The 14,304-nt window shown below is 45.2% G+C and carries 11 protein-coding genes; 8 read left to right on the top strand and 3 right to left on the bottom strand.

From position 1 onward, the window contains the following. Positions 1–2: 2 nt before the first annotated feature. Positions 3–1,376 (bottom strand): DUF4876 domain-containing protein, encoded by a 1,374-nt coding sequence (locus ACYVI9_RS01190; RefSeq protein WP_460759538.1) that lies wholly within the window; start codon positions 1,374–1,376, stop codon positions 3–5. A 22-nt stretch (positions 1,377–1,398) separates the two neighbouring features. Next, positions 1,399–4,155, bottom strand: coding sequence for a TonB-dependent receptor plug domain-containing protein (locus ACYVI9_RS01185; RefSeq protein WP_460759535.1), 2,757 nt, complete (start codon positions 4,153–4,155; stop codon positions 1,399–1,401). A gap of 165 nt (positions 4,156–4,320) precedes the next feature. Between ACYVI9_RS01185 and ACYVI9_RS01180 the strand changes: the two genes are divergently transcribed. Continuing rightward, the gene (locus ACYVI9_RS01180) at positions 4,321–4,713 is read left to right on the top strand and encodes an RNA-binding S4 domain-containing protein (RefSeq protein ID WP_460759533.1); all 393 of its coding nucleotides are present in this window, start codon (positions 4,321–4,323) and stop codon (positions 4,711–4,713) included. Between the two features lie 49 nt (positions 4,714–4,762). Beyond that, positions 4,763–5,440, top strand: a complete 678-nt coding sequence (gene trmD / locus ACYVI9_RS01175) for a tRNA (guanosine(37)-N1)-methyltransferase TrmD (protein ID WP_460759530.1) — start codon at positions 4,763–4,765, stop codon at positions 5,438–5,440. Between the two features lie 47 nt (positions 5,441–5,487). Here the strand turns inward: trmD and ACYVI9_RS01170 are convergent, their stop codons facing one another. Continuing rightward, positions 5,488–6,018 (bottom strand): YceI family protein, encoded by a 531-nt coding sequence (locus ACYVI9_RS01170; RefSeq protein ID WP_460759527.1) that lies wholly within the window; start codon positions 6,016–6,018, stop codon positions 5,488–5,490. A 147-nt stretch (positions 6,019–6,165) separates the two neighbouring features. Here ACYVI9_RS01170 and ade point away from each other — a divergent pair, with 147 nt between their 5' ends. The 6 genes from ade to ACYVI9_RS01140 all read left to right on the top strand — a co-directional run bounded on the left by ade (position 6,166) and on the right by ACYVI9_RS01140 (position 14,221). Further along, on the top strand, positions 6,166–7,809 hold the full coding sequence (gene ade / locus ACYVI9_RS01165) for an adenine deaminase (protein ID WP_460759524.1): 1,644 nt from the start codon (positions 6,166–6,168) through the stop codon (positions 7,807–7,809). Between the two features lie 152 nt (positions 7,810–7,961). Then, positions 7,962–8,711 (top strand): LiaF transmembrane domain-containing protein, encoded by a 750-nt coding sequence (locus tag ACYVI9_RS01160; RefSeq protein WP_460759521.1) that lies wholly within the window; start codon positions 7,962–7,964, stop codon positions 8,709–8,711. Positions 8,712–8,813: 102 nt separating this feature from the next. Beyond that, positions 8,814–9,845: a sensor histidine kinase gene (locus ACYVI9_RS01155; RefSeq protein ID WP_460759518.1), complete on the top strand. Its 1,032-nt coding sequence runs from the start codon at positions 8,814–8,816 to the stop codon at positions 9,843–9,845. Continuing rightward, positions 9,842–10,576: a LytR/AlgR family response regulator transcription factor gene (locus tag ACYVI9_RS01150; protein WP_460759515.1), complete on the top strand. Its 735-nt coding sequence runs from the start codon at positions 9,842–9,844 to the stop codon at positions 10,574–10,576. The genes ACYVI9_RS01155 and ACYVI9_RS01150 overlap by 4 nt, the downstream gene beginning before the upstream one ends. Before the next feature lie 68 nt (positions 10,577–10,644). Continuing rightward, the gene (locus ACYVI9_RS01145) at positions 10,645–10,974 is read left to right on the top strand and encodes a YegP family protein (RefSeq protein ID WP_460759513.1); all 330 of its coding nucleotides are present in this window, start codon (positions 10,645–10,647) and stop codon (positions 10,972–10,974) included. A 268-nt stretch (positions 10,975–11,242) separates the two neighbouring features. Continuing rightward, positions 11,243–14,221, top strand: a complete 2,979-nt coding sequence (locus tag ACYVI9_RS01140; protein ID WP_460759510.1) for a glycoside hydrolase domain-containing protein — start codon at positions 11,243–11,245, stop codon at positions 14,219–14,221. Positions 14,222–14,304 lie beyond the last annotated feature (83 nt).

Below are 14,304 nucleotides of genomic sequence, written 5' to 3'. Positions count from 1 at the left end.
AATTAAATCTCAAATGAGGCCACTGATTTTGATGGATCTGCTTTGGTTTTCGTCTGAAAATCATTTTGCGAATTATTGGTATCCTGCAGGATACGCCTACCTTCAATCACCTTAACTGTCTTTCTGATTAATGATTGTGAAGAATATTGTCCTCCCGCCACAAATGTACCGGTCGCATCCAGTGTATTCCACAGACGCTTAGGTGCTCTTTGCGATTCAACGGGTCGGATGACTTCCACGGCATCGAGAATATCACTGATCGTTTCATTTGGTGCAGCCACCTTAACCGGCACCTGAATTCCGTAGCTGGTTGAAGCTTTGATTTCGGTAGCTGTAGGATCGGGGTATTTCAACCAGGTATTGAAAGAGGAGTTGGATTTGAACATAATAAAATCTTCTCTGCCGGGGCTGTCCATAACCCAGTCATTTGTTGTATTCATATAAATGATATTCAGGTTGGGTACCTGAGGATTATCAACGTCTGATTTATAGGGCTTGAAAACAGTATTGCTATCTGTTTGAGCTTCATCATAGGCAACTGCATTCACTTCAAATTCGGCCGTACTCAAATCAACAGTCAGGGTTGGGTCGGTGACGCTGATTACTTTTCCGTCATTTCCATTGAACGGTTGTGTATGATTTAAAGCGGTTTGTGCAATGATAATGCTTTGTCCTGGTTCCAGCGGATGATCCTTGCCGCTTCCGGGGATCATAAACAGGTACCTGAAATACAGATAGTCGTTGTTGGCGTTACCGATACCTCCTGGCATTCCAATGGCTTGTGCCCAGTCAAAGCTCGAATTGCCGGATGCAATGCTTCCATTTTCGCTAAAGGAACTTCCTATAAATAAGCTGTCCAGATATATCGTCTGATTAGAGTTATTGTAAATTTCGATAAACTGATCCCGAAACATTGCACCTGTCTTTGTATTTGAACCTGCGTAATAAATTTGCTTAAAAACAAGGTCCCCAATTTTGCCACTTTGTAAGGTAATTTTAATATTGGCATTTTGGTTGATCGCTTCTGATTCAGTTCCATTATAGGCAACGTTGGTTCCAACAAAAATTTCCGTTTTGTTATAGAATTCTTCTGCCGTATAGTTTCTCGAAGCACTAATAGTATAGTTGCCGGGTGGTATACTTGCGAATATAGCAATACCGTCTTCATTAGTATTAGCCGTTAATTCCTGGCCGCTGATCAGATTGGTGATTTTTACCGGAATATTTTCCTTTGATAGTCCCAGCGCACTATCTTCCTGTGTGTAACTTACCTGCACACTCAATGAGATAGGTTGAATCGTATCAATATCAGATTTTCTGCAGGCAGTAATTGTCGTAATCAGTGTAATAATAAAAAAGAGCAATTGTTTGTTCATGATATATCTGTTTGTTGAAAAATTATAGTTGTAAACTTGCCCCCATAGTAATGCTTAATGGGTTATAATTATAGATGCCCACAGTCTGGTTTCCATCTTTATTCGATATTGTGTAGGCTTTAGGTTTTATATTCAAAACATTAAAAGCGCTTACGGAGAGCCGGATACGTTTCCCTATTTCCTTGGCGACGCGCATATTGAAAGTCCAGAATCCTCTGGAAGGTATTGTCAATCTTTCTCCCGTGTCCTCATCTATACCTTTCCTTAAGTAGGCTAGTTCTTCACTTTCTGCTTCCTGCCGACTGAGCTGTATTTGTTCACCGGTGTACATCGTATAGGATAAAGGGTAGATATTTTCAGCTTCCCAGCGCTGTTGAAGCAGAGGCTGATAATCTGCTACTACACTAATGATAAAACCGATCGTAGGTATATGCGTGCTAGTAGTAAAATTTAATACAGATTCCCGGGAAACTCTTTGTCTGGAGGGATATTCGACATATCGAACTCCCTTCGCTAGAGCCGATTCTGAAGGGATTACGATTTCGCTAAGATTACCACCGGTATATCTGGAAACGGCATATCCAGCTCTTATTGCCAGAGAGGTAAGTATCACAGGAATATATTTACTCTGAAATGAGAACTGCAGACCCCAGTCTTCAGAGTTTAAGCCGTTATTCATCCGGGACCGTCGAAGATCCCAGGCGGTGGCTGTTTCTCCTGTCGGGAAATAAGAAATTGTACTATCCGGGTTGAGTGTGTAGTTGTACAGCGGAACTTCAGTAGGGATATATTCGGTGAAGGTATTGAATCCGTTTTTGTTTTTCTTATAATAAGCGAACATGGAGCCGCTGCCAATTTTAGATGATCGGAATGTAATGCCCTGTTCAAACTGGTAGGTGGCGGCATTTTTGAGGGCTCTGTTTTCTGCGGGGATCATCTTAGTATATACCAGATACAAACTGGTATTGGTATATCCTGTATATAGATTTAACAACGGCAGGTCAAAATAAGTGGGGGCGGGATACAGGTGTGCCAAGGATGGGGATTTGAATGAAATGCCGTAGGAACTGCTGATACTCCAGTTTTTATTAAGCGCGTAGTTGAAGGAGATCCGGGGTTGGGGGTTCAGGTTCTGGTTTTGGACATTTAGTCTGAAACCTATACCAAAATTAAAGCGTTTTCTAAAAAGTTTACCACGTATATTATCTTGGAAATAGAGGCCAAAATTGGTTTCAAATTTTACGCTATCTGCATAACTAAAGGATCTTTCATTTTGATCCGACTGATCTACCCATCTGGGATGATCGGGATCAACAATATTGCCTCGGCCTGTATTTCCCGCACCGCTCAGATTCAGGCCAGCGGAAAATTGGTGTTGCAGTGACAAGGTAGGGATTAGCTTTGACTGTAGATCTAATTGAGCGCTATAGGAAACGGGCCTTCCTTCGATTTGTTCTACTGCCAGATAATTGCCAGGCACGAAATATCCTTCGTAAACACCAGTAGTGTCTTTTGATGCGATTCCTTTCGGCATTCCGTTCAATAGCCATTGGGTATAGGAGTCTTGTCTTCCTGTGGAGTAACTTAGTAACACAGCGGCATTGTCCAGAAACCGTTTGTTAAAAGTAAATGTGGTATTATTACTCAGACGTAAGTTCCTCCTTTTGGAATAACTCATACGATCGGCATCATCATCTGGATCGGCTTTTTTATCGTCCAGATTGCTTTCTGCACTAATATTCAGTGAGTTCCTGATGATTTTTGAAAAATCTTTTGTCCACTTGAGACTGGCGTTGACATTATTATAACTTTTAACTTTATCTCTGGGATCTTTGTTACTGTTTGTATACCCAATTCCGAAGTTTAAAGCCCCCACATTTGGCCCGAGGTCGTAGCCTTTTGCCAGGGAAAAACTAGTACTGCCTCCGTTGAAATTGGAATTGAAATTATAGGGCGTCCGACCGGCCTTCGTAGTAATAAGAATTGCGCCGTTGTTGAAATCGCCATACTTCGCACTGCCTACTCCCTGGATAATTTCAATACTGGCTATATTGGACATAGGTATATCCCGCAGGTCGAAGCCATTATAAGTGACGTCTGCGGTTGATTCGCCAAATCCATTTAATAACGACCCTCCCAATCCTCTTGAAGAAATGCCTCGCGATTGCATATTTGTTTCATTGCTAATGCGTACGCCGTCAATAAAGATGGCGACGCCAAATGAATTGTTCATTGCATCTACTCCGGAGGCACCCGTACGTAAACTGATGGTTTGGGGAGTTTGTAAGTCCGGGGCAGTAGTTTTTCTTCCAGGAAGTGCATTGAGTACGTCCATTAGAGAAAAAGCCTGTAATTGCCGGATGGCTTCCTCATCAAAAACAATAGAGGATGCTGAGTTTTGATTTTTTACTACACCTGATACTACGACATCACTTAAGGTGAGACTGAGTGGCAGCAAGGTGATATTATGAATATGGGAATATTCGGACCTGTGAATAAGGACCGATTGCGGAGCCTTGTTAACAAAAGTTGCCTCCAGCTGAATACTATCATATTCTTCTAAATTCGTGTTGAATTCAAACCGTCCTTCGGTATCAGTCGTTCTGGATGCCACTTCGGCTCCTTCGACAATGAGTCTTACTGTGGCGAAATGCAAGCCTATACCCTCCGCGTCTTCAACAACACCTCTTAAAATATTGTTATCCTGAGCATTAGCAGATAACGTACAACAGGTGTAGAACAGCCAGATATAAAAATATTTAGCGATAGTTTTGTTCATTTTGAACGCACAAAGGTACTCTTGGAAACTGCTGAGCTGTTTACGAATTCGGGAATTTTTTAATCGCCTAAAACCCATTTATTTACAAGGGTTTTCCCGCTTTCAGATCTTTTGTAACTTTGAAACTGAAACGCTGAAGAAGGTTTAATTGTTGAATAATAAAAGATGAGCGATAAGGAAAAGCTAAGACTGGATAAGTATTTATGGTCAATCCGGCTGTTTAAAACACGCCGGCTGGCTACCGATGCCTGTAATAATAACAAGGTGAAATATCAGGAAGAATCGGCTAAACCTGGTAAAAATGTGCATTTAGGCGATGTATATGAAGTACGTACCGAAGGGCGCAAATGGGTCATAAAAGTCACCGGACTGTTACACAATCGACTCAAATATTCCGAAGCAGTAAATTATTACGCGGACCTCACGCCGGCCGAAGAACTGGAACGGCTGGACTACCAGGCGGCGACATTTCATACAGGAAAACGCCTCAGCAAAATAGGCCGTCCCACAAAGAAACAACGTCGGGACCTGGAAGATTTTACGGACGGAGCGGATTAATCCCGAGGGGTTTTGAAATTCAGATTCCCCAGCTGCTTAATTTTGTCACATGCATATAGATATTCTGAGTGTACAACCCGACCTTTTGATCAGTCCTTTTTCACATAGTATCATGAAAAGGGCTCAGGAAAAGGGCCTGCTGCATATTGCTGTACACCAGCTCAGACAGTGGGCGGTGAATGAATACGGACAGGTGGATGATTATCAATATGGGGGAGGCGCGGGTATGGTGATGATGTGCGAACCTTTGGCCAATGCCATCGAATCCCTGCAACAGCAGCGCAGCTATGATGCCATTATTTACATGACACCCGACGGAAATGCCCTCAATCAGCAATCGGCGAACCTGCTTTCCTTAAAAGAAAACCTGTTGATCATCTGCGGGCATTACAAGGGCATCGATGAACGTATTCGCCAGCAATATGTTACGATGGAAATTTCTGTGGGTGATTATGTCCTCAGTGGCGGAGAACTGGCTGCGGCCGTACTGGTCGATGCGATCGGGAGACTGATTCCCGGCGTGCTGGGCAATGAAACATCTGCGCTGACAGATTCCTTTCAGGATAATTTACTGGCGCCGCCCGTCTATACTCGACCGGTGGACTGGAAGGGTATGAAAGTGCCGGACGTCCTGATGAGCGGGGACCACCAGAAAATTGAAGATTGGCGCTATGAACAGGCTTTGGAGCGGACCCGCCAACGTCGGCCTGACTTATTGAAGGATTGAGAGAACTCCTGCCATCGCAGGAGTTCTCTGAGAATTTGTATCGTAACTTAGGCTTGTTTGGCGAATTGTACTTCTCCACTCAATTTAACATCATCACTAACCATAACACCACCGGTTTCCAGGGCGGCATTCCAGTTCAGTCCGAAATCCTTGCGGTTTAATTTTCCCGAAAAGGAGAATCCTGCTTTTTCATTTCCCCAGGGATCCTTGACGGTTCCACCGTATTCCACGTTTAGCGTAAGAGGAAGGGTGTTGCCTTTAATGGTTAAATCTCCCGTTAACTCATAGTTGCCTTCACCAACCGGTGTAAATTTGGTGCCGGTAAAGCTGATCTCGGGAAACTGTTCTGCATCGAAGAAATCTGCGCTTTTTAAATGCGTATCCCTGTCAGCGCTCTTGGTATTGACGGAGTTGGTTGCAATGGTGGCTTGCACCGTAGCATTTTCAAATCCATCTGCGGCAGCTGTAATGGTCGCATTAAAATCTACAAATTGTCCTTTGACGTTACTGATCATTAAATGCCTTACTGAGAACAAAAGTTCACTATGCGCAAGGTCGAGATTCCAGGTTTGTGCCATATTTATTTTTTTATTTTTAATTGATAGTACAAAGTTCAGTCAAAGTTCCACTGCCACCATTAATATAGGTTAAGATTCTATTTTTTAACAAATAGCCATCCCCGGTTTTAATTTCCCGGCACGGGAAAAAACCTGTAAGTTTATCCCATGGAGATCGAAGGTAATATTGTTGACATTCAGGCCCGGAAAATCTATCCGGGTAAAATTCGGGTCGAAGCAGGCAGAATCGTGGAACTGGTCCCGATGACACATCAACAATATGAAAGTTATATCCTGCCGGGTTTTGTGGACAGTCATGTCCATATCGAAAGCAGTATGCTGGTTCCCTCAGAATTCGCTAGGCTGGCCGTTGTTCATGGCACGGTCGCTACCATCAGTGACCCTCATGAAATTGCCAATGTATGTGGGGTGGCCGGCGTGGAGTATATGATTGAAAATGGCCGTTCAGTACCTTTCAAATTTAATTTCGGCGCCCCAAGCTGTGTACCGGCTACGGCGTTTGAGACAGCTGGCGGTCGCATTACGGTGGATGATATCAAACAATTGCTGGCCCGGGATGAGATCAGGTACCTGGCTGAAATGATGAATTTCCCGGGTGTGCTCAGCGGTGATAAAGAAGTAATGGCGAAAATTAAGGCGGCCCATGATCTGGGTAAGCCTGTGGACGGCCATGCGCCAGGACTCCGGGGAGCAGATGCCCAAAAATATGCCGCCGCTTTGAATCCGGCTTTGGGAGAACCTCAGGCCACCGATCATGAATGTTTTACCCGCCAGGAGGCCATAGATAAACTGGACGCAGGCATGAAGATTTTGATCCGGGAAGGTAGTGCCGCCAAGAATTTTGAAGCGCTGATCGATTTGCTTCCGGACCATGCTCCGCGGATGATGTTCTGCAGTGATGATAAGCACCCCGACAGCCTCATGGTGGGCCATATCAACCAGCTTTGTGCACGGGCCGTTGCCCGGGGGATTGATGTGTATAAAGTACTTCAGGCGGCCTGTATTAATCCGGTCCTCCATTATAAGCTGGATGTCGGTTTATTGCAACCCGGGGACCCGGCGGATTTTATTCAGGTAAAGGATCTCAGGGACTTTGAGGTGGAAGCGACTTATATCGATGGTCGGCAAGTCGCTGTATCGGGCCGGTCTTTGATCGATACGACTCCTGCAAATCTGATCAATCATTTCAAGACAAACCCAAAGCAGGCCATCGATTTTGCAGTGCCTTTTAAGGGTCAGGTGACCATCCCGGTCATTGAAGCCCTTGAAGGACAATTGATTACCAATCGACTGGATTGCCCTCCCAGGGTGTCGAATAATGAAATTGTCGCAGATACAGATCAGGATATCCTGAAAATTGCTGTTATCAACCGGTATCAGAATGCCCCGGTGGCCTGTGGTTTTATCCGGAATATGGGCCTGTCCTCCGGGGCGCTGGCTTCCTCGGTGGCACACGACAGTCATAATATCGTGGTGGTGGGTGCTGACGACCAGTCGATGGCTGCGGCCGCCAACCTGATCATTCGTGAAAAAGGGGGCATCAGTGCTGTAAATAACCGTGCTCAACTAATTCTGCCGCTTCCTGTGGGAGGCATAATGACCAATGCGGATGGATATCAAACGGCGGCCTTATATACGGAAATAGACCAAATGGCGCGGGAAATGGGTTCCTCCCTGCCATCGCCGTTTATGACACTGTCTTTTATGGCCCTGCTGGTAATACCGGCGTTGAAAATGAGCGATAAAGGTCTTTTTGATGGCATAAAATTCGCATTTGTACCAACGGATTGACAGATTAAACGGCCCGAAAGCGGGATTCCGGTATTTGGGCTGTGGTTATTGACCGAGTCAAGTCCGCTGTTTACCGATATATTAAGTTTATATGCAATAAATCTGTTGTAATACCAATTTGGGCTTCCTATTTTTACTAAAATTTTGGAAAAATGACTGAAAACAATCCCTATAAAACGGAAATGTACAACCAGCCGGAACCCGACCAGAACTTCCGGCCTCGGTCTTCTCAGAGTCATGTGTGGATCGGCGGATTTTTACTGGTCGTAGGCATTGTGTACCTGCTCAGAAAAATGGGCGTAGATCTGCCTGATTTTATATTTTCCTGGCAGATGCTATTAATCGCACTGGGAATTTTCGTCGGGATCCGGAAGAGTTTTGAAGGAGTAGGATGGATGATTCTGATTCTTGTGGGCGCTATTCCCATGATCAACGAATATTTTGTATTCGGGCAGCTGAGAAGATTTGTCGTACCCATCATCCTGATTGGCTCTGGTTTGTTTTTTATTTTTCGGCCCAAGGGCTCCCGACATATTATTCAATTTGATGAAGGCGGCGCTTCCGGCCAGGATTATATTGATACCACCTCAATTTTCGGTGGTACCAAAAAGAAAGTGTATTCGAAGAACTTTAAAGGGGGGGATATGACCAATATATTTGGAGGCAGTTCGATTGATCTGACCCAGGCCGATATCCAGGGTACTGCGGTACTGGACGTAACCGCCCTTTTTGGCGGATCGACGCTAATTGTCCCATCTCACTGGAACGTTATTTCTGAAGCAGTAGCCATACTCGGGGAAGTAAAAGACAAACGTGTATTGCGGAACAACCCTGAAAATGATAAAGTGCTGATGATAAAAGGTACCGTAGTTTTCGGAGGCATCGATATTAAAAGTTTCTAATCTGATAGTGACCGGGATAGGATATCGAAGATCCCGGCTGTTTGTTGAGTTCGCGTCGAAGATCAGTTTTCAATCTAAACCCTGGTATTATTTAACGACTGCATGGCGTCACCATTATCCGCGAAAAGATTTATTATTTCCCTGATCATCGGATGGGTTGTTCTGGTCGGTGTAGAGGTCTATGTGCTGAACTGGCTGAGCTTTCCTGCCACGATTGTTGCTGGTGACAGCCTGATTAGCATCACCCTGTTACTACTGGCAGGCCTGCTGGTGTTGACGATTTCCCGGTATTACCTGCCAACGTCCTATCTGTTCGTGGGGATTATTATGTCTTCACTGGTACTTGCGGCGCTCTGGCTTTTTGTATCCAATACTTTTTTGAAAATTATTTACGGTGACAATCAAGCCTATTTATATTTTCTGAAGAACTCGCTGGTAATCCGGTTTTCTTTCGCGGTCCTGTTACTGACTATCATAACGACCGCAGCAATTCTGTGGAGCAATTGGCAGCAACGTCAGAAGGAACTACAAAGAAATAAGGATGTGGAAGCCCTATCCCGGGAGGCGGAACTCTTTAAGTTACGGCAACAGCTACAGCCTCATTTTCTTTTCAATAGCCTGAACTCCATCAATGCCCTGATCGGTCTGGATCCGGCGCAGGCGCGAAAAATGGTTCAGCAGTTGTCTGATTTCTTAAGGGGGACCCTGAAGAAAGAAGAATCTCAGATGGTGACCCTGGATGAGGAACTCAGTTATCTGAACCTTTATCTCGAAATTGAGAAAGTGCGATTCGGTAACCGTTTGCAAACCCGTATCACAATTGCGCAGGGTGCCGAACAGGCAATGCTTCCGACACTTTTGCTGCAGCCTGTGGTCGAGAATGCCATCAAGTTTGGCTTATATGATACCACCGGATCTACTTTGATTTCCATAGATTGTGAACTGCAGCAACAACAATTACTGATTCGTGTGAAGAATCCGTTCGATCCGGAGACTTCCATGCCGAAAACCGGAACTGGTTTTGGCTTGTCTTCCATAAAAAGGCGTTTATATTTGCTTTTTGCCCGGAATGACCTCTTAGCCATTCATGCAGAAAACAGAATTTTTGAAACCATCATAAAGATACCTCAATGAGCAAAGTAATAATTATTGATGACGAATTCCTGGCCAGATCCATGGTAAAGGAGTACCTCAGGAAACACCCGCAACTGGAAGTAGTCGCCGAATGCAACGATGGTTTTGAGGGTCTGAAAGCGATACAGGAGTTCCAGCCGGATCTTATATTTCTGGATATTCAGATGCCTAAAATCAGCGGTTTTGAAATGTTGGAACTGGTGGAAGACCCACCGTCAGTCATCTTCGCCACTGCTTTTGATGAGTATGCCATAAAAGCATTTGAAGCCCATGCCGTTGACTATCTGCTGAAACCTTTTGATCAGGATCGATTCGACAAAGCGGTTGCCAAATTTGTTGCCAGGAACCCCGAAACGAGTTCCCCCACAAAGGAACTTCTAAATGATACAAAGTTGCAGGGCAGTAATAACCGCATTGTTGTTAAAAATGGTAGTAAGATCAAGATTATACCGGTACAGGAAGTACTTTATCTGGAGGCGGCAGATGACTTTGTAAAGATCTTTACCAAAGAAGGCTATTTTCTGAAAAATAAGACCATGTCTTTTTTTGAATCCTTTCTGCCAGCCGATATGTTTGTTCGCAGTCACCGATCTTTTATCGTAAATATTCAGGAAATTACCCGAATTGATCCCTACGAGAAGGATGGTCATGTTGCCATTTTAAAAAATGGAACCAAAATAAATGTAAGCCGCAGTGGTTATGGTAAATTAAAAGAGGTATTGGGGCTTTAACCACATTTTTCACTGGAAAGTTTTCGTTTTTACCTGTTTTTCCCCATCTTTAGGAAAATTTAAATAATATGGGAACATTTGTAATTTCAACCAGAAAAAATGGGGAAACACAATTTAACCTCAAAGCAGGTAATGGCGAAATTATCCTCAGTAGTGAAGGATACAGCAGTCGGGCCGCCTGCGAAAACGGCATTGCTTCTGTAAAAACGAACGCAGCAGATGATAGTCGATATGAAAAGTTGACCGCCAAAAACGGCAAATTTTATTTTAATCTGAAAGCGGCAAATGGTCAGATTATCGGCACCAGCGAAATGTATGAAACCGAAGCTTCGCGAGACAATGGAATTGCATCGGTGAAAAATAACGCACCGGATGCTCCGATTAAAGATGCGGCATAATAATAGTTTATTTCAAAATGGGAAAAGCCGGATTTATTCCGGCTTTTCTGGTTTTTGATGGGAGGGTTGTATTCCACAGGAGGAAAGGCGCAACCGTTTGCGCGGAAAAACTCAGTTCGCTTCACTTAATTTTAGTCCGGATCCGCAATGGCTGTGAGCGACCGAAAGTTCCTTGCTGCCAGGATGAATATTTTTTCAACAGGTGTTGCAGGGGATGGTGACCTTCCTTTTCTGTGACATCTGTCGCTGATATTTAAAAAACATAAGTATGAAAATACTGCCGCTTTTGCTGCTATTGACATTTAGCAACTTCTTACAGGCTCAAATGATACCATATAAAACCTGTGAGCGTTGCTGGGAGCCTGATCAATTGGGCAATCACCGGGCTGTTCTTCAGTTCGATGGTAAGGATAAAATGGCACATGTATTGCTTCCCTGGAGAAGACCCGATGCGCATGTAGATCAAAAGCGGGTAGTGGTAATAGATGGTCAGACCGGGAAGCGGGTGCTCAACTGTAGCGTAACTGAAATCAACCGGGAACAGGCGCACATCTTCTTTGAGCCGGTTTCAGGCAGGGGTACTTACTATGTGTATTATTTATTGTACAAGAACGAAGGGCGCAGCAATTACCCCAAGGGCGTCTATCTGCGGCCTGATACCACTGCCGCTCCTGACTGGATACGTACGCTGAACACCAGCGCACCTGTCAATGCCCGGGTAACTGCTTTCGAAGTTATTGACAGCTTCAATAGTTTTTATCCGATGGAAGTGATTGCTACCCAGGCGGAACGCAGGGAGTTGGAAAAGCAATTTGCTGATGCCGGATTCATCGTTTTTCCTGAAGACCGGTCCCGGCCCATTATTATGAAAGCCGATTTGCCCCAACGTTGGATGTACCAGCGATCCGGATTTTTTGAGGGCAACGCTTCAAAGGGAGAATTCTATACATTTCAGTTGGGTGTCTATGCCCTGAAAGACCTTACCGATGTTGAGGTGCAGTTTTCCGATCTTGTCCTGGGAGAAAAGATCATATCAGCTGATGCGATCAGTTGTATCAATACGGAGGGCATTACTTATGATGGGAAGTCGTTTCACCAGCGCCTCAAAGTACCCGCTGGCAATGTACAAGCCCTCTGGTGCAGCCTGCGCATTCCGGAAACAGCAACGACAGGCGACTATACCGGTACGGCTACCGTGAGGGCGAAGGGGCAGCGACCGGTCACCGTCTCTGTGAAACTAAGGGTTGATAATCGAAGGCTACAGGACGGTGGTATCAGCCATCCGGAGCTTCAGACCCGGTTGCACTGGTTGAATTCGACAATGGCACAGAAAAATGAAGTGATTGCACCCTATACGCCATTGAAGGTTGATGGCAACAATATCAAACTTTTGGGCCGAAAGCTTATCTTGGCAGATGGTGGGTTTCCTTCCCAGGTGCAGACTTTTTTTACGCAGGAAATGACAGGTTACACTGAGCAGCCCAAAGATTTGCTGACGGAACCTATTCATTTTCATGTCAGTGCTGCAATTGACGGTAAGGACCTTTCCTGGCAACAGGGTCGACCCGAGTTTATCAGACAGGAACCAGGTACTGTGCAATGGAAGGCGATTAACCAGTCAGAAAGTCTGCGGATGGAAGTGCTCGGGACATTGGAGTTTGATGGATTTATGCATTATAATGTTATGCTGACAGCGCTTCAGGATATCGCCATTCAGGATATCCGCATGCATATCCCTTTTCAACCAGCGGCGGCGACTTATATGATGGGCCTCGGCGCCAAGGGGGGCATCCGTCCCGACACCGTACACTGGAAATGGGATGTAGCACATAAGAATCAGGATGGAGCCTGGATCGGAGCCGTCAACGGAGGCATGCAGTTTTCACTGCGGGATGAAAAATATGTCAGACCACTGAATACCAATTTTTATCTGCAGAAGCCTTTGTTGTTGCCCGCTTCCTGGGGCAATGACCATAAGGGTGGAATTGATATTTTTCAGAAGGGAACGGCGATTCTTGTGAATAGCTACAGCGGTAGCAGGGAAATGAAAAAAGGCGATACACTTTATTATAATTTCAATCTGTTGATCACGCCCTTCCATCCGATCGATACGGACTTCCAGTGGGCGAATCGCTTTTATCATAAATATGACAGACCCGAAACCATCAGGAAAACAGGTGCCACACTGGTCAATATTCATCATGCCACCCCCATCAACCCCTGGATCAATTATCCTTTTATCGAGTACAAAAAAATGAAAGCCTATATTGATTCAGCCCACAGTTTGGGACTTAAGGTAAAAATATATAATACCGTTCGGGAACTCTCGAACCGTGCCTATGAGACTTTTCCTCTGAGAAGCCTGGGCCATGAGGTCTACTCTCCGGGGCCGGGGGGAGGCTTCAGCTGGCTGCAGGAACATCTCGGCAATGATTATATTGCCGCCTGGTTTGTACCAGGAATTAAGGATGCCGCTATTGTTAACAGTGGCATGAATCGGTGGCACAACTACTATGTCGAAGGCATGAACTGGCTGGTGGAGCATGTCGGTATCGATGGCATTTATCTGGACGATGTGGCTTTCGACCGGGTAACGATGAAGAGAATTAAGCGGGTATTGACCCGCAATGGCCATCCTGGAATTATCGACCTGCACTCGGCCAACCAGTACAATGAACGCGATGGTTTCAATAATAGCGCCAACCTCTATATGGAGCATTTTCCCTATCTGAACCGGTTATGGTTCGGAGAATATTTTGATTATGAAAAGAATGGTCCCGATTTTTTCCTGACGGAAGTCAGCGGGATTCCGTTCGGCCTCATGGGAGAGATGCTTCAGGACGGCGGGAATGCCTGGCGGGGCATGATCTACGGCATGACCAACCGGATGCCCTGGAGCGACAATGCCGACCCGCGCCCCTTATGGAAGGCCTGGGATACATTTGGCATACAGGGTGCTGAAATGATCGGTTACTGGAGTTCGCGTTGCCCTGTAACGACCAGCGATCCTGGCGTATTGGCCACTGTGTACAAGAAGAAAGCGAAAACGATGGTGGCACTGGCCAGCTGGGCACCCGGCGTCACCGACATCGAGTTGAAAATCGACTGGAAGGCGCTGGGTATCGATCCGGCGCAAGCGAAAATTACAGCACCTGCTATCCGGAATTTTCAGGAAGCCAGGATTTTTCAGCCCGGTGAGAGGATCCCGGTGTTGCCGGGGAAAGGCTGGCTGTTGGAGATCGAATAAGAAACCCGAGACTGATATTTGCTATTTTACAAAATATATTTATTGTAATTCGATAAATATATTTTGTTATTTAATAATTTCTT

Source organism: Niabella terrae, assembly GCF_054783135.1.
Note: the sequence above shows the minus strand (reverse complement) of the source record. Positions and strands in the feature narration are given on the sequence as shown.